This is a genomic window from Microbacterium sp. UNCCL10 (assembly GCF_000746195.1).
Classification (GTDB): Bacteria; Actinomycetota; Actinomycetes; order Actinomycetales; family Microbacteriaceae; genus Microbacterium; species Microbacterium saccharophilum.
Genome location: NZ_JQKT01000007.1, coordinates 107,711 through 125,369, shown reverse-complemented (window position 1 = coordinate 125,369; position 17,659 = coordinate 107,711). Strand labels below are relative to the sequence as shown.

Genomic DNA, 17,659 nt, shown 5'->3' with positions numbered 1-17,659 from the left:
GGCGGACGCCCCGCGCGGCGCGACCGCCGGGCGGCCGTCCCCGCTCAGACGCCGCCCCACCAGACGAGGAACGCCGCGACCAGGGCGGTGACCCAGCTGACGAGGCTGCCCACGAGGAAGTACTCCGCTCGCGTGCCGCCGTCGCCGTCGCGGGAGATCTCCGGGAAGCGCACGATGCCCTTGGCCGCCAGGACTGCTGCCAGCAGTGTGAAGGCCCCGGTGAGCGTGAGGGCGAAGACGAGTGCGCGCTCGAGCGGGCCGATCAGCCGGCCGCCTTGCAGCGCCTGCCGGTCCTCCTCCGCGGGCACGTCGCCGCCGCGAAGGGCGGCGCGGACGATGACGTTGCCGGATTCGAGCAGGAACACGACCGCCCCGAGGACGAGCACGGCCACGTCCAGGCTCACGGCGCCGAGCGGAGAGCGCTCCGGCCACAGGGCACCGAGCGGGCCCTGCGCGGCGCGCGCACCGGTCTGCGCGACGGCGGCGACGCACACGGCGGCGACGAGGACGACGGGCCAGAGTCCGGCCCTGCCCCCGCGCCGTTCCGGGGTGGACAGCACCCACACGGCGGCGACGGCGAACCCGACGAAGCTCCACACCGCGGCGTCCGCGCCGGCGGAGCCGAGCAGCACGAGGAGCGCGGCGACGGCGAAGAACGCGACCCGCCAGCCCCGGGGGGCGTACAGCCGGATGAGGTCTGCGATACCGACGCAGAGCAGCACGACGCCCGCGCCGATCATCGGGCCGTCTCCTCCTGCAGCGCCTGGAACCCGGCCACGACCGGGGCCGCTCCGGAGCCGGCCAGTGCCTGCGACACGGCGGACTGCGTGATGCCTTCCGCCCGGGCGAGTTCGCGCTGCGTCACGCCGAGACAGCGGCCGTAGGCGAGGCGCCGCGCGCGCCCGGTCATCGCGCCGACGATCTCGTCGCGCGCGAGCAGGTACGCGTTGGCGTAGAGGATGTCCGCGGCCATGTCGGCATCCTCCCCCGGGGCTCCGACGATGCGCGTGCGCGCGCTCGGCACGGCGCGGTCTTCCAGCCGGTGCACCTGCTCGATCGCGTCGCGCGCCGCCCACCAGCCGGGACCGTCTGAGATCGCGCCCTGCGCCGAGGCGACGGCGGCGACCTCGCCCACGCCGATGCCGAATCGGCACTGGATGCCGTCGGGGAGCGCGAGCTGCAGCAGGAGCAGCGACCGCAGAGCGGCCGGAAGCGAGGCGTAGACGCCCTGGAACTCGTCTCCCACCGTGGCCGTGAGGGCGCGGGCTGCCGCGGGATGCTCCCGCTCGACGCGCGCGATGGCGGCCTCGATCGCGCGCTGCGCGGCATCCCGATCCGGCAGATCGCGCGAGCCGACGATGTCGGCGATCACGGCGATGCTCATGGGATAAGCATAACGCTTATCAGTGGTGAATATCAGTCTTGAGCTTATATCTCAGAGATATCAGGAGATAGCTCAGAGTCCGAGCGCGTGCACGGCCGCCTGCGCGCGGGCGGTGAGCTCCGCGCGCTGCTCCGTGACGCGGACGGGTGCCGTACCGCCGGCGCCGGTGCGGCTCGAGACCGACCCGTCGACCGTCAGCACCTCGCGGACGGCCGGTGTCAGATGCGCGGACACCTTCTCCAGAAGCTCGTCGTCGGCATCCTCCAGCCCGATCCCGCGGCTTTCGCACGCCTGCACGAGGGCGCCCGAGACCTCGTGCGCGTCCCGGAACGGCACGCCGCGCTTGACGAGCCACTCGGCGACGTCCGTGGCGAGGGAGAAGCCCTCCGGCGCGAGCGCCGCCATCCGCTCCGTGTCGAAGCGCAGCGTGGCGATCATCCCGGCGAAGGCGGGCAGCACGACCTCCAAGGTGGTGACGGAGTCGAACACCGGCTCCTTGTCCTCCTGCAGATCGCGGTTGTACGCGAGCGGGAGGCCCTTCAGCGTGGCCAGGAGCCCGGAGAGGTTGCCGATCAGACGGCCCGCCTTGCCGCGCGCGAGCTCGGCGATGTCGGGATTCTTCTTCTGCGGCATGATGCTCGAGCCCGTCGAGTAGCCGTCGTCGAGCGTGACGAACCCGAACTCGCGGGTGTTCCAGAGGATGACATCCTCCGCGAAGCGCGACAGGTCGACGCCGATCATCGCGGCGATGAAGGCGAACTCCGCCACGACGTCACGCGCGGCCGTGCCGTCGAGGGAGTTCTCAGCGGGGCGGGCGAGCCCGAGCTCGGAGGCCACGAGCTGCGGATCGAGGCCCAGCGTGGCACCGGCGAGCGCTCCCCCGCCGTACGGCGAGACGCTGGCGCGCGCCGCCCAGTCGCGGAGGCGCTCCAGATCGCGCACGAGCGGCCACGCATGGGCCTGCAGGTGGTGGGCGAGGAGGATCGGCTGGGCGTGCTGCAGGTGCGTCCGGCCCGGCATGACCGCGGTCGGGTGTGCTTCAGCCTGCGCCACGACCGCGTCGATGACGCGCAGGATGTCCCGTGCGATCACCCGCGCGTGGTCGAGCAGATACATGCGGACAAGCGTCGCGATCTGATCATTGCGGCTCCGCCCCGCGCGCAGCTTGCCGCCGAGCTCGGGTCCGATCTCCGCGATGAGGGCCGCCTCGAGGGCGCCGTGCACGTCCTCGTCGCCGGGCTGTGCGACCAGAGTCCCCTCCTGGATGGCACGAGCCAGGGCGTCGAGCCCGGCGTGCATGCCCTCCTCCTCGTCGACGGTCAGGTACCCCGCGGCAGCGAGCGCCTTCGCGTGGGCGTGCGACCCGGCGAGGTCGTAGAGGGCCAGGACCCAGTCGAAGTGGGTCGACCTGCTGAGGGCCACCAGCTCGGGCGACGGTCCGGATGCGAACCGTCCTCCCCACAGCGCGCCGGCGTTCGTCCCCTCGGCCTTGCTCTCAGTCACAGCGCCAGCCTACCGGGGCCGGTCAGCCCATAAACCGACCGCACCCCTCGGCGCAAGAGCCTTGAGCACTCCCCACGCACACCGCAGACTCGCCCGCATGGTGCTCATCGGATTCCATGCCTCCCATGAACAGCTCCCGCCCGGCGCACTGCTGGACGCGGTGGTCCGGGCCGAGCAGGCGGGCTTCGACGGCGCGATGTGCTCCGACCACCTCGCGCCGTGGGGCGTGCGGCAGGGCGAGTCGGGGTACGCGTGGAGCTGGCTCGGTGCGGCCCTGGCCTCCACCTCGTTCTCGCTCGGCGTCGTCACGGCGCCCGGGCAGCGGTACCACCCCGTGATCACGGCGCAGGCCATCGCGACGCTCGAGGAGATGTTCCCGGGCCGCTTCTGGGCCGCGCTCGGCAGCGGCGAGGCGATGAACGAGCACGTGACGGGCGACGCGTGGCCGCCCAAGTCGCGGCGCAATGAACGCCTCGCTCAGTCGGTCGAGGTGATCCGCGCGCTCCTGGCCGGCGAGGAGGTGACCCGCAGCGGCGAGATCGAGGTGCACCGCGCCCGGGTGTGGAGCCGGCCTTCCGCCCCTCCCCCGCTCCTCGGCGCCGCCGTCACCGCGGAGACGGCGGCGTGGGTCGCGGGCTGGGCGGACGGGCTCGCGACGGTCGCGCAGCCGCCCGACGTACTGGCCGGCGTCATCCAGGCCTACCGGGATGCCGACGGCCCAGGCCCTCGCGTCCTCCAGGTGCACATCGCACTGGAGGACACCGATGACGCGGCGCTCGCCGTCACGCGCGATCAGTGGCGGCACAGCGTCATCCGCAGGTCGCTCTGGGACATCGAGCAGCCCGAGGACTTCGATGCGCTCGCCGGAGACCCCACGGACGAGGAGCTGCGCAACGGCGCCCTCGTCGGCAGCGATGGCGTGCAGATGGCGGAGCGCATCGCCGCGCTCGTCCGGCTCGGCTTCGACCGCGTCTACATCCACAGCATCGGACCGGATCAGGCCGCATTCCTGGAGCGCGCAGAGCGCGAGCTCCTCCCGGCCCTAAGGAGGAGCCTGTGAAGATCACCGACACGAGCGACCTGTGGTGGAAGTCCGCGGTGATCTACTGCCTCGACGTCGAGACCTACATGGATGACAACGACGACGGGGTGGGCGACTTCGCGGGCCTCGCGCGGCGCATCGACTACCTGGCGGACCTCGGCGTCACGTGCCTGTGGCTCATGCCGTTCTACCCGACCCCCGACCGTGACGACGGCTACGACATCAGCGACTTCTACGGGATCGACCCGCGGCTGGGCAACCACGGCGACTTCGTCGAGGTGATCCGCACCGCCCGCGACCGCGGCATGCGGGTCATCATCGACCTCGTCGTGAACCACACGTCCGACAAGCACCCGTGGTTCGTGTCGGCGCGGCGCAGTCGCACCTCCCCGTACCGCGACTTCTACGTCTGGCGCGACGAGCCGCCCGCGCAGGAGGAGCCGACGGTATTCCCGGGCGAGGAGGCGAGCGTGTGGGAGTACGACGAGCGCACCGGCCAGTACTTCCAGCACGTCTTCTACCGGCACCAGCCCGACCTGAACGTCGCGAACCCGCGTGTGCGCGACGAGATCGCCAAGACGATCGGGTTCTGGCTGGCGCTCGGCGTCTCGGGATTCCGCCTCGACGCGGTCCCGTTCTTCATCGAGCCGCCGGACGGGGTCGACGTCGGCGACCCGCACGAACTCCTCCGCGACCTGAAGCGCTTCCTGCAGCGCCGGGTCGGCGACGCCGCGCTGCTCGGCGAGGTCAACGTGCCCTACCGGGACCAGGTGAAGTTCTTCGGCGGACAGCGAGGCGGCGAGCTCGACCTGCAGTTCGACTTCATCGGCATGCAGGCGCTGTACCTGTCCCTGGCCCGGCAGGATCCGGCGCCGCTCGTCAAGGCGCTGCGCTCCCGCCCCGACGTTCCGCCGGAGGCGGGCTGGGCGAACTTCGTGCGCAACCACGACGAGCTGACCCTGGACAAGCTGACGGAAGCCGAGCGCGAGGAGGTGTTCGAGGTCTTCGCGCCGGACGAGGCGCAGCGTGTCTACGGGCGCGGCATCACGCGACGACTGCCCACGATGCTCGGCGGCGACCCGCGGCGCATCCGGATGGTCTACAGCCTCCTGTTCTCGCTGCCCGGAACGCCGGTGCTGTTCTACGGCGAGGAGATCGGCATGGGGGAGAACCCGGAGATTCAGGGACGCACGTCGGTGCGCACGCCCATGCAGTGGTCGGACGGCAAGAACGGCGGGTTCTCGCGGGCGGCGCCGGGCCGGCTCGTGGCGCCGATCCCGACGGACGGCTACGCCCCGGAGCACGTCAACGCGCTGCATCAGCGCGCGGACGAGGGATCGCTGCTGCGGTTCATCCAGCAGCTCATCAAGCGCTATCGCACATCGTCGGAGATCGGGTGGGGCACACCCCGGGTCCTCGACCATGACGCGGCGGGCGTGCTCGCGCACGAGCTGCGCTCCGACGTCGGACGCATGGTGGCCCTGCACAACTTCAGCGACGTGCCAGTGCGCGTCGCCCTCGACCTCGGTGCGGTCGAGGAGGGCACGATGCTCCTCGACCTGCACGGTGCCGAACGGCTGCCGCTCGGGTCACGCGGACGCACCGAGGTCGAGCTGGAAGCCTTCGGCTACCGGTGGCTGCGGGTGGCGGCACCCGGCGACACGCGGATCAGCTGAGGGTCAGTCCTCGCCGCCGGCGGCCATGTACTCCTCCGACCGCTGCTGCAGGAAACGGCACAGCTCCGACACGACGGCGAGCTCCTGGGACAGGCGCATCGCACCGTCGGCGTCGAGCACCACCGCCGTGTCGCGGGCCTCGAAGGTGATCATCCAGTTCGTCGAACCCGGCGGCTCGGGCTGGATGTAGGTGATCGTCTGCGCGCTCATGAGCGTGATGCCGACGAGCCCCGTGTCGCCGCCCTCGCTGCCGTCCTGCGGCATCACCTTGAGGGTCTCCGCCATCGCGTGGCCGAGGGTGTAGAACTCCTCGAGCCAGATCTCCAGCGTTTCCTTCGTACGGTATGGCATTCGCCCCGCCTCCTTCACCCAGCGACAAGGTCTCGACAGAGAACTATTTTCGCGTATTCCCCGCCGTGGGAGCACGTTTGCCCCCTGACACACGGGAGGCATGAGCATCGACCTCGTCGACCGCGGCACGCATGCGCTCCAGGAAGTCGATGATGACCTTCGCCTCCTCCGCCGTGATCCCGGCGGTCGCGTCGTGCATGCGCGTGTGCATCTGCCCGAGGGTCGCGCGGATCTCATCCTCCGTCTGCGACGTCGTCGTGATGATCACCTTGCGCCGGTCGGTGGGGTGCGGCTGACGACGCACATGGTCGCTCCGCTCCAGCCGGTCCAGGAGCGCCGTGATGGATGCCGTGCTGAGGCCGAGGTACCGCGCCAGGTCGATCGGCGTAACCTGCTCGCCACGCCCGGTCGCTCGCGTGATGAAACGGAGGACGAGGAGCTCGTTCTCCCCCATCGCCATCGATTGCTGCGTGCGGCGCCGCATGGCGGTCTCCGCCGCCCGGTACATCCGCAGCGCCTCCAGCACGCCGACGCGCAACGCCCTCGTCTCGTCCTCGGGGTACCAGTAGGCGCGCGACGCCGGAACGGTCTCGGTCATGCGCGGCCCCACATCCCTTCGCCCCGGGTGGACGACGTGCGATGACTATATCGGACTTGCGAGTAACTCATTTAGCAAGTAACTTACCAAACAAGTTACCAATCGGTCTCCACAGAGTCCGAGGTCGACCATCCGCCGGAAAGAGGCCCCGATGAGCGCTCCGCTGCTGCACTCCCTTCCCATCGTCACGTGGGCGCCCGTCGAGGACGGCCTCGTCGTCGGCAGCCGCCGCGGAGAGTTCGTGGGCTTCGTCGAATCCACGGCGGATGGCAGCTACGTCGCGTTCGATTCCCGCGCGCAGCCGATCGGCCGATACGAGACGCTCGCATCGGCCAAGGCGTCGACCGGGACGGTCAGCCCCGACCCGCGCACCGCGCGGCGTCGCCGCCGCGCCGAGCGCGCACTCTTCGCGGGGGCTACCGTGACCGGCGCGGTCGCGGGCATGATGGTGCTCGCGGCGGGCGTGCTGGCTCCCGGCTGGTGACGATCGCCTTCAGACCGGAGCGGGTCCGCTGCTCTCGCGGACGATGAGCTCCGTCGGGATGAGTGTGGTTTCCGTGGGCTGATCGGGGTCGGCGATCTGCGCGAGCAGACGCTCCATCGCCACGCGGCCGACCTCCCGGAAGTTCTGCCGCACCGAGGTCAGCGGGGGCCAGAAGGCGCGCGCCTCATCCATGTCATCGAAGCCGACGACGCTCACCTCGCCGGGGATGTCGCGGCCGAGCTCGTGCAGCGCGCGCATGGCGCCGAGCGCCATCTGGTCGTTCGCGGCGAAGATCGCCGACACCTCGGGGCGCTTCCCCAGCTCCATTCCGATGCGGTACCCGGAATCGGTCGTCCAGTCGCCGTACTGCATCTCGGGTGCGCGGATGCCGGCACGCTCCAGCGTCGCCCGCCACGACTCCGCGCGGTGCACGGCGGAGAACGATGACCGGGGACCTGCGATGTGCCAGACCTGGCGGTGGCCGAGATCGAGCAGGTGCTGGGTCGCGAGCCGCGCCCCGAGCGCCTGATCCGTGTCGACGACCGTGAACCCCGAGCCGGCGTTGGAGTCGATCACGACGACGGGCAATCCCGGCGGCAGCGTGATCTCGACGCGGTCGAGCAGCGATGCCTCGAAGATGATGATGATGCCGTCCACGGCCTGCTCGCTGAGACGGCGGTACGCGCCTGTGACGGCTCCCATCGTCGGGTCCGGCACCGGCATCAATGTGACGCTGTAGTCGGCGGCCGCCGCCTCGGTGGCGATGGCATCCAGGGTGCGGACGTTGCCGAGCGTCTCGAGCGTGAACATGATGACGCCCACCGTGTGGAAGCGTCCGTACTTGAGCGCCCGGGCCGCGCCGTTGGGACGGTAGCCGACGGCCCGCATGGATGCGAGAACCCGCTCCCGCGTGGTGGTGTCGACGTTGCTCAGCCCGTTGGCGACGCGCGAGACCGTCTGGGACGACACTCCGGCGTGGCGAGCCACATCCGCCATGGACGCCGCCTTGCGCCGCACGGAGGGAGTGCCGTCGGTCTGGGTCATGTCGTCCATGCCTCGTCGCTGTCCGTTACCCACCACTATTGCATGGTTGCGTAAACATGTTAGGCTCCCCCCGAAATGTTCGCGTAAACATTCCCTCGGTCACGTCGACGAACGGACTCAGATCATGACGACGGTGTCAGCACCCCCCGCCCTGCGGGAACTCCCCGCCCGGCCGAACCGCGCCCGGCGCGACTGGCGGGGCTGGGCGTTCGTCGGGCCGTTCATGATCGTCTTCCTCGCCGTCCTCGTGGCGCCCGTCGTCTACGCGCTGATCCTGACGCTCTTCCGGCAGCAGCTCGTCGGCGGCACGGCGTTCGTCGGGCTGGAGAACTACGCCGCGCTCTTCCAGGACGCGAAGTTCTGGGAGTCGCTGCTGCGGGTGACGCTGTTCCTCGTCATCCAGGTGCCGATCATGCTGGCCCTCTCCCTCGTCGCGGCCCTCGCGATCGACAGCGCACGCCTGCACGGCACCGGCTTCTTCCGGATCGCGATCTTCCTTCCGTACGCCGTGCCCGGAGTCGTCGCCGCGCTCATCTGGGGCTTCATCTACGGCAACCAGTTCGGTCTGTCCGGGTCGATCAACGACCTCATCGGGTTCGAGCTGCTCCGCCCGTTCAGCGCCGACTGGATCCTGGCATCCATCGGCAACATCGTGACGTGGGAGTTCATGGGCTACAACATGCTCATCTTCTACGCCGCGCTGAAGGTCATCCCCACCGAGCTCTACGAGGCGGCGGAGATCGACGGGGCCGGCCAGTTCCGCATCATCTCCGACATCAAGATCCCGTCGCTGCGCGGCTCGATCGTCATCGCCACGATCTTCTCGATCATCGGCAGCTTCCAGCTCTTCAACGAGCCGAACCTCCTGAAGAACCTCGCCCCCAACGTGATCTCGAGCTACTTCACCCCCAACATGTACGCGTACAACCTCTCCTTCGCCGGGCAGCAGTTCAACTACTCCGCCACCGTCGCCATCGTCATGGGCGTCATCACGGCGACGATCGCCTACATCGTGCAATTGCGCGGCTCCCGACAGGAGGTGCGCTGAGATGAGCACCGAGACCATCGCCCCCGCTCCCGCGTCCCGGTCCGGCGCGAAGCGCCCGAACTACGTACGGCGCACGCCGAACCGGCAGCGCAAGTCGATCGTCCTGACGATCGTCATGGCCGTCTTCGTCATCTACTCGATCGTGCCGCTCGCCTGGCTGATCATCAACGCCACGAAGGACCAGGGTGACCTGTTCTCCACGTTCGGACTCTGGTTCGGGTCGGAGTTCAACCTCTGGCAGAACATCATCGACACCGTCACCTACCGCGACGGCATCTTCGTGCAGTGGTTCGGCAACACCCTGCTCTACGTCATCGTCGGCGCAGGCGGGGCGACACTGCTGGCCACCGTCGCGGGGTACGGCATGGCGAAATACAACTTCCCCGGCCGGCGTGCCGTCTTCGCGGTCGTGCTCGGCGCCATCGCGATCCCCGGCACGGCTCTCGCCGTCCCGACCTTCCTCATGTTCAGCCAGCTGGGCCTGACGAACACGCCGTGGGCCGTCATCCTGCCCTCGCTCATCAGCCCCTTCGGCCTCTACCTGATCTGGACGTACGCCGTCGATGCCGTCCCCACGGAACTGCTGGAAGCGGCGCGCATGGACGGCTCCGGAGAGTTCCGCACCTTCTTCACGATCTCGCTGCGCCTCCTCGCCCCCGGCATCGTGACGGTCCTGCTGTTCGCCGTGGTGGCCACATGGAACAACTACTTCCTCCCGCTCATCATGCTCAGCGAGCCCACCTGGTATCCCCTGACGGTCGGCCTCAGCCAGTGGAGCGCACAGGCCAGCGGCGTCGCCGCCCAGCCGATCTACAACCTCGTGATCACCGGCTCGCTCCTCACGATCATCCCCATCGTCGTCGCCTTCCTCTTCCTGCAGCGCTTCTGGCAGTCCGGCCTGAGCGCGGGAAGCGTGAAGCAGTGACGGCATCCCCTCGCTCCCTTCCCGGGCGTCCTGCCCACTCATTTACAACGAAGTGAATCCCGAAAGGAAACAATGATGTCGACCATCACCCGCTCACGGCGACGCACGATCGCCGTGGCCACAGCATCCGTCGTCGCACTCGGCCTCACGCTGGCCGGCTGCAGCTCCAGCGGCACCCCCGCCGACGAGCCGGGCGGCAGCGCCGACGAGCTCGAGGCGGCCCTCGAGGAGGGCGGCGAGATCACCTACTGGAGCTGGACGCCGTCTGCCGAAGCGCAGGTCGCCGCGTTCGAGGACGCGTACCCGAACGTCGACGTGAAGCTCGTCAATGCGGGCACGAACACCGAGGAATACACCAAGCTGCAGAACGCGATCACGGCGGGCTCCGGCGCCCCCGACGTCGCGCAGGTCGAGTACTACGCCATCCCGCAGTTCGCCCTCTCCGACTCCCTCGTCGACCTCGCGCCGTACGGCTTCGGCGACCTGGAAGAGCAGTACACGCCCGGCCCGTGGGGCGCCGTCACCGTCGGGGATGCCGTCTACGGGCTGCCGCAGGACTCCGGCCCCATGGCCATGTTCTACAACGCGACCGTCTTCGAGAAGTACGGCATCGAGGTGCCGACCACCTACGACGAGTACGTCGCCGCGGCGGAGAAGCTGCACACCGCCGACCCGAACGCGTACATCACCTCAGACACCGGTGACGCCGGCTTCACGACGAGCATGATCTGGCAGGCCGGGGGCCGGCCGTTCACGGCGGACGGCGCGAACGTCACGATCGACCTGCAGGACGAGGGGTCGAAGAAGTGGGCGGAGAGCTGGAACCGTCTCGTCGACGGGGGCCTGCTCGCCACCACCCCGGGCTGGAGCGACGAGTGGTACCGCGCGCTCGGAGACGGTTCGATCGCGACGCTGCTGACCGGGGCCTGGATGCCCGGCGTGCTGGAGTCGTCGGTGCCCGACGCCGCCGGCGACTGGCGCGTCGCGCCCATGCCGACCTACGACGGCACGCCCGTGACCGCGGAGAACGGCGGCGGCGGCCAGGTCGTCCTGAAGCAGAGCAAGAACCCCGCGCTCGCGGCGGCGTTCCTCAAGTGGCTCAACGCCGACCCAGCATCCATCGAGGTGTTCCTGGCCTCCGGCGGCTTCCCCGCCACGACCGCCGACCTCGAGTCGGACGAGTTCCTCGCCAAGGCGCCGGAGTACTTCGGCGGGCAGAAGATCAACGAGGTGCTCGTGGATGCCGCCAAGAATGTGCCCAGCGGCTGGCAGTACCTCCCCTACCAGGTGTACGCCAACAGCATCTTCGGCGACACCGTCGGCCAGTCCTACCTGAACTCCGGCGACCTCAACGAGGGTCTGCAGGCCTGGCAGGACCAGCTGGTCGATTACGGCAACCAGCAGGGCTTCACGGTCGAGTAAGCCCGCCCCTGCAGGGTGCGGCGGCTCCCGGGCCGCCGCACCCTGGCCTCCCCCTGTCTTCTTCTCCCCCCTGGAGGGCCGCATGCCCGACTTCCGCATCGGCGACGAGCACTTCGAGCTCGACGGCCGCCCGTTCCGCATCCTCGCCGGCGCGCTGCACTACTTCCGCGTGCACCCGGACCAGTGGCGCGACCGCATCCGCAAGGCCCGGCAGATGGGGCTCAACACGATCGAGACGTACGTCGCGTGGAACGCGCACGCACCGCACGAGGACGTGTTCGACCTGACCGGAGGCCTCGACCTGGGCCGGTTCCTCGACGAGGTCGCGGCGGAGGGCATGTACGCCATCGTGCGCCCGGGCCCGTACATCTGCGCCGAGTGGGACAACGGCGGACTGCCGGCCTGGCTGTTCCGGTCCGGCAGTGTCGGCGTGCGTCGCAACGAGCCGCAGTACCTCGCGGCGATCGAGCGCTACCTGCAGCAGCTCGCGCCGGTGCTCGTCCCGCGGCAGATCGACCGCGGCGGCCCCGTGATCCTGGTGCAGATCGAGAACGAGTACGGCGCGTACGGCTCGGATGACGCCTACCTCGAGAACCTCGTCGACATGAACCGCGCCGTCGGACTGACCGTCCCGTTCACGACGGTCGACCAGCCCACCCCCGAGATGCTCGAAGCCGGCAGCATCCCCGGCCTGCACAAGACGGCGTCCTTCGGGTCGCGCTCCGCGGAGCGTCTTGCGACGCTGCGCGAGCACCAGAGCACCGGGCCCCTCATGTGCGCGGAGTTCTGGGACGGCTGGTTCGACCACTGGGGCGCCCACCATCACACGACCTCCGTCGCACAGTCCGCCGCCGACCTCGACGAGCTCCTCGCGGCGGGCGCCTCGGTCAACCTCTACATGTTCCACGGCGGCACGAACTTCGGCCTCACGAACGGCGCGAACGACAAGGGCGTCTACCAGCCGCTCGTCACGAGCTACGACTACGACGCCCCGCTCGATGAGGCGGGCGCGCCGACCCCCAAGTACTGGGCCTTCCGCGACGTGATCGCGAAGTACGCCGACGTGCCGGATGAGGTCCCGGGCGAGCCGGCCGCGGCCCCGACGCCGGCGGCGGCGTTCACGGAGGCGGTCGCACTCGGCGACATCGTCGACGCGCTCGGCACCTGGAGCCGCCACGACGAGGCGCCGACCATGGACGCGCTCGGCGCGTACCGCGGCTTCGCGCTGTACCGCGCCGAGATCGCCCTCGACGGCGCCGCCGCGCTCGAGGTCGGCGAAGTGCGGGACCGCGCCCTCGTCTCGCTGAACGGCGCGCCGGTGGGCACGCTCGCGCGCGATCACCATGACACCGCGCTCGCGCTGCCGGTGAACGCGCGCGGAACCCTCGAGCTGCTGGTCGAAGACCAGGGCCGGGTCAACTACGGTCCACGGATCGGTGAGCCGAAGGGTCTCATCGGCGACGTGCGGGCGGGCGGACACGGGGTCGAGGAGTGGCAGGTGCTGGCGCTCCAGCTCGAATCCCCGGATGCAGTCCGCACGGCGCTGCGTCCGTGGGACGGCGCCGCGGTGGCGGGCCCCTCCTTCGCGCGCGCGTGGTTCGAACTGGACGAGGCGGCCGACCTCTACCTCGACACGTCGTCGTGGGGCAAGGGCGTCGCGTGGGTCAACGGATTCCACCTCGGCCGGTACTGGTCCCGCGGACCGCAGCACACGCTCTACGTCCCCGCGCCGGTACTGCGCGCCGGCACGAACGAGCTCATCGTCTTCGAACTGCACGCCGCGCGCGCCGCGGTGCGGTTCGCGGCGCGGCCGGATCTCGGCCACACCGACTTCTGACCGCGCGCGCCGGGCGTCTGAGAGAGTGGATGGACGCGACGCCCCAGACGGACGTTTCAGCCACAGAGGAGTCATCTTGGAGCAGGCCACCTTGAACCAGCGCAACATCGGAGAGTTCACCGTCTCCGCGATCGGCCTCGGCGGAATGCCCATGTCGATGAACAACGACCGCGTCTACCCGGAGCGCGCGGAGGCCATCGCGACCGTGCACGCCGCGCTGGAGGCCGGCGTCACGTTCATCGACACCGCCGACATCTACGCCCCCTCGTGGGAGGAGATGGGCCACAACGAGCGCATCGTGCGGGACGCGCTGCGTTCCTGGGACGGGGACACCTCCGGCATCCTCGTGGCGACGAAGGGCGGCATCACCCGGACCGCGGAGAAGGATTTCGGGCGCGACGGTTCCCTGGCCTACCTGCGCTCGGCGGTCGAGCGGTCGATGGAGAACCTCGGCGTCGACGTCATCGACCTGTACCAGTACCACCGCCCGGACCGCTGGATGGTCTACGGCGAGATCATGGAGAACCTCAAGACCCTGCAGGCCGAGGGCCTCATCCGCGCCGTCGGCATCTCGAACGCGAGCGTCGAGGAGATCGAGATCGCGCAGCAGGTGCTGGGCGAGGGCAACCTCACCAGCGTGCAGAACGAGTTCTCGCCGCGTCACCCCGGCAGCTACGGGGAGCTGAGGTACTGCGACGCCCACGGCATCGCGTTCCTGCCCTGGAGCCCGCTCGGCGGCACCGGCGGCGGCGGCCGCACCGTCGGCGACCGCTTCACCGTCTTCCGTGAGATCGGCGAGCGGCACGGCGTGAGCCCGCAGCAGGTCGTGCTCGCGTGGGAGCTCTCGCTGAGCCCGATCGTCGTCCCGATCCCCGGTGCCCGCCGTCCGGAGTCGATCGTCGATTCGGCGAAGGCCGCCGATCTGCGCCTGAGCGAGGACGAGCTCATCCGGTGCTCGGCGAGCGTCGGCATCGAGGTCTGAGGGTCTGCGGCTTCGAGTGAAGCCGACGTGACGATGGTCCCGCCCCCGCCAGCGGGCGGCCGACAGGCTGAGGTCATGAAGGACGTGACGGCCGCGCCGCGCGGCACCGATTCCCCGACCCTGTCGTTCTTCGGCGCGGCGGATTCGGTGACCGGTTCTCGGTACCTCGTGCAGAACGGGCCTTTCCGCATGCTGGTGGACTGCGGGCTCTTCCAGGGGTTCAAGGTGCTCCGTGAGCGGAACCGGGCTCCGTTCCCGGTGCGCCCGAATTCCGTCGACGCCGTCGTCGTCAGTCATGCGCACCTGGATCATTCGGGCTATCTGCCGGCGCTGGTGCGCGACGGCTTCGCCGGGCGGATCTACGCCAGCGAGGGCACCCTCGAGCTGTGCCGGATCATGCTGCCCGACAGCGGTCATCTGCTCGAGGAGGAGGCCCGCTTCGCCGCGAGGCACTCGTGGTCCTCGCACGCCGACCCGCGGCCGCTGTACACGGAGGCGGATGCCCAGCGGGCTCTGGACCGGTTCGAGGTCCTCCCCGAAGGCGAGGAGCGCTCGCTCGGTCCGGGCGTCGCCGTCCGGTTGGTCCCGGCCGGCCACATCCTGGGCGCCACGGGCGTGCGCCTGCGCGTCTCGGACCGTCTCGTGCACTTCACCGGCGACCTCGGCCGCTCCGACGACCCGCTGATGCGACCGCCGCATCCCTTCGAGCCGGCCGACGTCCTCGTGACCGAGTCCACCTACGGCGACCGGCACCACGGCGAGGTCGACCCGGAACACGTGCTGGGCGACGTGGTCCGACGGGTCGTGCGCCGGGGCGGCGTCGTCCTCATCCCCGCGTTCGCGGTCGGCCGGACCGAGACGGTGCTGCTGCACCTGTCCCGGCTCCGCGAGCGGGGCGAGATCCCCGACGTGCCGATCTTCTTGAACAGCCCGATGGCGGTCAGCGTCGCGGACGTCTACTCACGGCATCCCGATCAGCACCGGCTGTCCCCGTCCGATGTGCGGCGGCTGTACGAGCTGGCCACGCCCGTCCACACCGTCGACGAGTCGAAGCTGCTCAACCTGCGCGGAGGGCCGATGATCATCATCTCGGCGAGCGGCATGCTCACCGGCGGGCGGATACTCCACCACCTCACGGCCTACGGCCCCGACCCGCGGAACGCCGTCGTGCTGACCGGTTTCCAGGCCGGCGGCACCCGCGGGTCCGCCCTCCTCGGCGGTGCGACCGAGGTGCGGATCTTCGGACGGGACGTTCCCATCCGCGCCGAAGTCGTCTCCATCGACACGATGTCGGCACACGCGGATGCCGAGGGGATCCTCACCTGGATGCGCGCGACGGCCTCACCGCCACGCGTCGTCTATGTCACGCATGGCGAACCGGCCGCGGCGGACGCCCTCCGCGCGCGGATCAAGCGGGAGCTCGGCTGGAACGTCCGCGTGCCCGAGCATCTGGCGACGGTGGGCCTGCCCGGGCCGTCCTCGCCGTGAGGGGGTCTCCGCGACGCCCGATGCGTGCCCCGATCAGCCGCCGATCTTCTCCCCCGCGGGTGAGAGAACCCACCAGACGCCGTTGACACCCTGGCCGGCAGTGTCTCCAGCGGCCGAGTCACCGGCGAAGTAGTACAACGGCCAGCCGTTCAGGGTGATCTGCTTCTTCCCGTCCGGCGAGTCGATCGTCGCGACCTCCCCCGTGACACCGTCGACGGCCGGCGTGGCGCTTTCCGTCGTGACGATCGGCCAGTTCGCGAGGCACTGGCCGGTGCAGGCGCTCGTGGCCGTCCCCTGCGTGTCGTTGTCGAACATGTACACCGTCATGCCTTCCCCATCCACGACGATCGTCCCGAGGGACGACTCGGCGGGCATGAGAGCGGCATCCGAGGACATTCCGTCGTCTGTGGGTTCGGCACTCGGACTGGAGTCGGGCGGCGAGGACGACGCCCCGTCCCCTCCGGTTGTCGTCGAGCCGCTGCAGCCCGCGAGGGCGAGCAGGAGCGCGAGGGCGGCGGCCCCCGCGGCGTGTCTGATCCGCATGGCACATCCTTCCGATCCGGCCGCGCACGCGGCCCTCCGGTGACACGACAGCGGACCGGGAATGGTTCACCCCACCGGGAGATCCCGGCGCATCAGCACCTCGCCGGTGGCCGTCCGGATCTCCACGGCGCGGATCTCGTCGACGGCCAGCGCCGTCGCCCCGCTCAGGGTCGAGGTCGTGCCGGGTCCTGCGCGCCAGGTCGACACGGTCTCGTCCCCGGCGGGCCCGATCACAGCGAGCGCGTACACCCAGCCCCCGGGGGGAGCCTCGACGTCTCCCGCGGGATAGCGGCAATCCAGCTCGACCCGGGTCCCCCAGGCGACGTCCGTGAGCCGCACGGACGCCTCCAGCGACACATCGAGCACCTCCTCGAGGGCGAACGAGGTGGTCGGCCGGGTGGCCGAACCCAACGCGAGGGACGCGCCGACCGCCGCCGGGACGATGAGCGCGACGACGGCAGCCGCGGCGATCCACCCGTTGCGGCGTCTGCGACGTCGGCGTTCGCGGGCAAGGGAGATCAGCGCCGCGGGGCCGCCGGCATCCGGTCCGTGCTCGTCCAGGCGCGTCACGGCGTCCACGGTGACCCGCGACAGCAGGCCGACGGTCGGGGCGAGATCGGCGACGGCGGAACGGCACAGGGCGCAGTCCGCGAGGTGGGCCTCGAACAGGTGCCGCTCGGAGGTCGAGAGCGCCCCCAGGACATAGGCCGCATCCCACTCCGCGTACTGCGGGTGCTCCACGTTCATTGCGTGACCCCCCTCTCCTGGAACGCCAGCCGCAGCGCGCGCAGCGCGTAGTGCAGCCGGGACTTGACGGTGCCTTCGGGGACACCGAGCTCGACGGCGGCCTGCGCGATGCTGCGGCCGCCGTAATAGGCGGTGACGATCACGGCGCGATGCTCGGGGGTGAGCGTGGCGAGCGCCTCCTCGATGAGGATGGCCTCGAAGAGGGCGTCCGTGTCGTCGCTGCGCGCCCGCTCCGGCAGCTCGGAGACGGCCTGCTCGTGCCGGTGGTGCGCACTGCGCACCTCGTCGATGACGAGGTGCCGCGCCACCGTGAACAGCCAGGACCGCATCGTGGCGGGATCCTGCTCCAGGATGCGGGGGCTGCGCCATGCCCGCAGCAGCGTCTCCTGCACGACGTCGTCTGCCCCGGTGCGGTCCCCCGTCAGGTGCACGACGTACCGCCACACCGATCCGGCGTGCGCGTCGTAGAGCGCGGTGAGGCGCGCCGCATCGTCCACGGGCATCGGTCACCTCCCTCGAAGAGGTCACGAGATACGCGCCCCGCCGGTTCATCCGGACGGAGGATGAACCAGATGGACCCGTACT

General features: G+C 70.2%; 18 protein-coding genes. 9 read left to right on the top strand and 9 right to left on the bottom strand.

The features are described 5' to 3' along the window. Nucleotides 1-44: 44 nt before the first annotated feature. The 3 genes from BR85_RS00780 to argH all read right to left on the bottom strand — a co-directional run bounded on the left by BR85_RS00780 (nt 45) and on the right by argH (nt 2,887). Nucleotides 45-740 carry a hypothetical protein gene (locus BR85_RS00780; protein WP_028496921.1) on the bottom strand — a complete coding sequence of 232 codons (696 nt, stop codon included), beginning with the start codon at nt 738-740 and terminating at the stop codon, nt 45-47. Further along, nucleotides 737-1,384: a SatD family protein gene (locus BR85_RS00775; protein WP_028496922.1), complete on the bottom strand. Its 648-nt coding sequence runs from the start codon at nt 1,382-1,384 to the stop codon at nt 737-739. Before BR85_RS00775 ends, BR85_RS00780 begins: the two co-directional genes overlap by 4 nt. Nucleotides 1,385-1,456: 72 nt before the next feature. Beyond that, nucleotides 1,457-2,887, bottom strand: a complete 1,431-nt coding sequence (gene argH, locus BR85_RS00770; RefSeq protein ID WP_028496923.1) for an argininosuccinate lyase — start codon at nt 2,885-2,887, stop codon at nt 1,457-1,459. A 97-nt stretch (nt 2,888-2,984) separates the two neighbouring features. On the opposite strand from argH, the gene BR85_RS00765 reads away from it, so the two are divergent. Both BR85_RS00765 and BR85_RS00760 read left to right on the top strand, forming a co-directional pair. Then, complete coding sequence (locus tag BR85_RS00765; protein WP_028496924.1) at nt 2,985-3,947, top strand: TIGR03885 family FMN-dependent LLM class oxidoreductase; 963 nt, start codon at nt 2,985-2,987, stop codon at nt 3,945-3,947. Further along, complete coding sequence (locus tag BR85_RS00760; protein ID WP_028496925.1) at nt 3,944-5,605, top strand: alpha-amylase family protein; 1,662 nt, start codon at nt 3,944-3,946, stop codon at nt 5,603-5,605. Before BR85_RS00765 ends, BR85_RS00760 begins: the two co-directional genes overlap by 4 nt. 3 nt (nt 5,606-5,608) lie before the next feature. Here BR85_RS00760 and BR85_RS00755 read toward each other — a convergent pair whose 3' ends face one another. Together BR85_RS00755 and BR85_RS00750 are read right to left on the bottom strand one after the other, a co-directional pair. Then, nucleotides 5,609-5,956, bottom strand: a complete 348-nt coding sequence (locus tag BR85_RS00755; protein WP_028496926.1) for a hypothetical protein — start codon at nt 5,954-5,956, stop codon at nt 5,609-5,611. 43 nt (nt 5,957-5,999) lie between these two features. Beyond that, nucleotides 6,000-6,554 carry a MarR family winged helix-turn-helix transcriptional regulator gene (locus tag BR85_RS00750; protein WP_028496927.1) on the bottom strand — a complete coding sequence of 185 codons (555 nt, stop codon included), beginning with the start codon at nt 6,552-6,554 and terminating at the stop codon, nt 6,000-6,002. 151 nt (nt 6,555-6,705) lie between these two features. Between BR85_RS00750 and BR85_RS00745 the strand changes: the two genes are divergently transcribed. Continuing rightward, nucleotides 6,706-7,038 (top strand): hypothetical protein, encoded by a 333-nt coding sequence (locus BR85_RS00745; RefSeq protein WP_028496928.1) that lies wholly within the window; start codon nt 6,706-6,708, stop codon nt 7,036-7,038. 9 nt (nt 7,039-7,047) lie between these two features. Here BR85_RS00745 and BR85_RS00740 read toward each other — a convergent pair whose 3' ends face one another. Beyond that, nucleotides 7,048-8,091 carry a LacI family DNA-binding transcriptional regulator gene (locus BR85_RS00740; RefSeq protein ID WP_231478720.1) on the bottom strand — a complete coding sequence of 348 codons (1,044 nt, stop codon included), beginning with the start codon at nt 8,089-8,091 and terminating at the stop codon, nt 7,048-7,050. 115 nt (nt 8,092-8,206) lie between these two features. On the opposite strand from BR85_RS00740, the gene BR85_RS00735 reads away from it, so the two are divergent. The 6 genes from BR85_RS00735 to BR85_RS00710 all read left to right on the top strand — a co-directional run bounded on the left by BR85_RS00735 (nt 8,207) and on the right by BR85_RS00710 (nt 15,784). Then, nucleotides 8,207-9,130, top strand: a complete 924-nt coding sequence (locus BR85_RS00735; RefSeq protein ID WP_028496930.1) for a carbohydrate ABC transporter permease — start codon at nt 8,207-8,209, stop codon at nt 9,128-9,130. A 1-nt stretch (nt 9,131) separates the two neighbouring features. Further along, a complete protein-coding gene (locus BR85_RS00730) occupies nt 9,132-10,055 on the top strand; it encodes a carbohydrate ABC transporter permease (RefSeq protein WP_081782803.1) in 924 nt (307 codons plus the stop codon). 75 nt (nt 10,056-10,130) lie between these two features. Continuing rightward, complete coding sequence (locus BR85_RS00725) at nt 10,131-11,477, top strand: ABC transporter substrate-binding protein (RefSeq protein ID WP_028496932.1); 1,347 nt, start codon at nt 10,131-10,133, stop codon at nt 11,475-11,477. Between the two features lie 82 nt (nt 11,478-11,559). Further along, nucleotides 11,560-13,314, top strand: a complete 1,755-nt coding sequence (locus BR85_RS00720) for a glycoside hydrolase family 35 protein (protein ID WP_028496933.1) — start codon at nt 11,560-11,562, stop codon at nt 13,312-13,314. A 91-nt stretch (nt 13,315-13,405) separates the two neighbouring features. After that, nucleotides 13,406-14,296, top strand: a complete 891-nt coding sequence (locus BR85_RS00715) for an aldo/keto reductase (protein ID WP_028496934.1) — start codon at nt 13,406-13,408, stop codon at nt 14,294-14,296. A gap of 75 nt (nt 14,297-14,371) precedes the next feature. Then, complete coding sequence (locus BR85_RS00710) at nt 14,372-15,784, top strand: MBL fold metallo-hydrolase RNA specificity domain-containing protein (RefSeq protein ID WP_051526373.1); 1,413 nt, start codon at nt 14,372-14,374, stop codon at nt 15,782-15,784. Nucleotides 15,785-15,817: 33 nt separating this feature from the next. Here BR85_RS00710 and BR85_RS00705 read toward each other — a convergent pair whose 3' ends face one another. The 3 genes from BR85_RS00705 to BR85_RS00695 form a co-directional block, all read right to left on the bottom strand. Continuing rightward, nucleotides 15,818-16,327 (bottom strand): COG4315 family predicted lipoprotein, encoded by a 510-nt coding sequence (locus BR85_RS00705; protein ID WP_028496936.1) that lies wholly within the window; start codon nt 16,325-16,327, stop codon nt 15,818-15,820. A gap of 66 nt (nt 16,328-16,393) precedes the next feature. Beyond that, entirely contained in the window at nt 16,394-17,074 is a 681-nt protein-coding gene (locus tag BR85_RS00700; RefSeq protein WP_028496937.1) for an anti-sigma factor family protein, read from the bottom strand. Then, the gene (locus BR85_RS00695) at nt 17,071-17,577 is read right to left on the bottom strand and encodes a sigma-70 family RNA polymerase sigma factor (RefSeq protein ID WP_028496938.1); all 507 of its coding nucleotides are present in this window, start codon (nt 17,575-17,577) and stop codon (nt 17,071-17,073) included. Before BR85_RS00695 ends, BR85_RS00700 begins: the two co-directional genes overlap by 4 nt. Nucleotides 17,578-17,659 lie beyond the last annotated feature (82 nt).

Bases quoted from the DNA above. Each gene is read 5' to 3' on its own strand.
- BR85_RS00705 (WP_028496936.1), bottom strand. From the start codon at position 16,327: ATGCGGATCAGACACGCCGCGGGGGCCGCCGCCCTCGCGCTCCTGCTC.
- BR85_RS00740 (WP_231478720.1), bottom strand. From the start codon at position 8,091: ATGGACGACATGACCCAGACCGACGGCACTCCCTCCGTGCGGCGCAAG.
- BR85_RS00755 (WP_028496926.1), bottom strand. From the start codon at position 5,956: ATGCCATACCGTACGAAGGAAACGCTGGAGATCTGGCTCGAGGAGTTC.
- BR85_RS00765 (WP_028496924.1), top strand. From the start codon at position 2,985: ATGGTGCTCATCGGATTCCATGCCTCCCATGAACAGCTCCCGCCCGGC.
- BR85_RS00725 (WP_028496932.1), top strand. From the start codon at position 10,131: ATGTCGACCATCACCCGCTCACGGCGACGCACGATCGCCGTGGCCACA.
- BR85_RS00730 (WP_081782803.1), top strand. From the start codon at position 9,132: ATGAGCACCGAGACCATCGCCCCCGCTCCCGCGTCCCGGTCCGGCGCG.
- BR85_RS00720 (WP_028496933.1), top strand. From the start codon at position 11,560: ATGCCCGACTTCCGCATCGGCGACGAGCACTTCGAGCTCGACGGCCGC.
- BR85_RS00695 (WP_028496938.1), bottom strand. From the start codon at position 17,577: ATGCCCGTGGACGATGCGGCGCGCCTCACCGCGCTCTACGACGCGCAC.
- BR85_RS00735 (WP_028496930.1), top strand. From the start codon at position 8,207: ATGACGACGGTGTCAGCACCCCCCGCCCTGCGGGAACTCCCCGCCCGG.
- BR85_RS00700 (WP_028496937.1), bottom strand. From the start codon at position 17,074: ATGAACGTGGAGCACCCGCAGTACGCGGAGTGGGATGCGGCCTATGTC.
- BR85_RS00710 (WP_051526373.1), top strand. From the start codon at position 14,372: ATGAAGGACGTGACGGCCGCGCCGCGCGGCACCGATTCCCCGACCCTG.
- BR85_RS00775 (WP_028496922.1), bottom strand. From the start codon at position 1,384: ATGAGCATCGCCGTGATCGCCGACATCGTCGGCTCGCGCGATCTGCCG.
- BR85_RS00780 (WP_028496921.1), bottom strand. From the start codon at position 740: ATGATCGGCGCGGGCGTCGTGCTGCTCTGCGTCGGTATCGCAGACCTC.
- BR85_RS00750 (WP_028496927.1), bottom strand. From the start codon at position 6,554: ATGACCGAGACCGTTCCGGCGTCGCGCGCCTACTGGTACCCCGAGGAC.
- BR85_RS00745 (WP_028496928.1), top strand. From the start codon at position 6,706: ATGAGCGCTCCGCTGCTGCACTCCCTTCCCATCGTCACGTGGGCGCCC.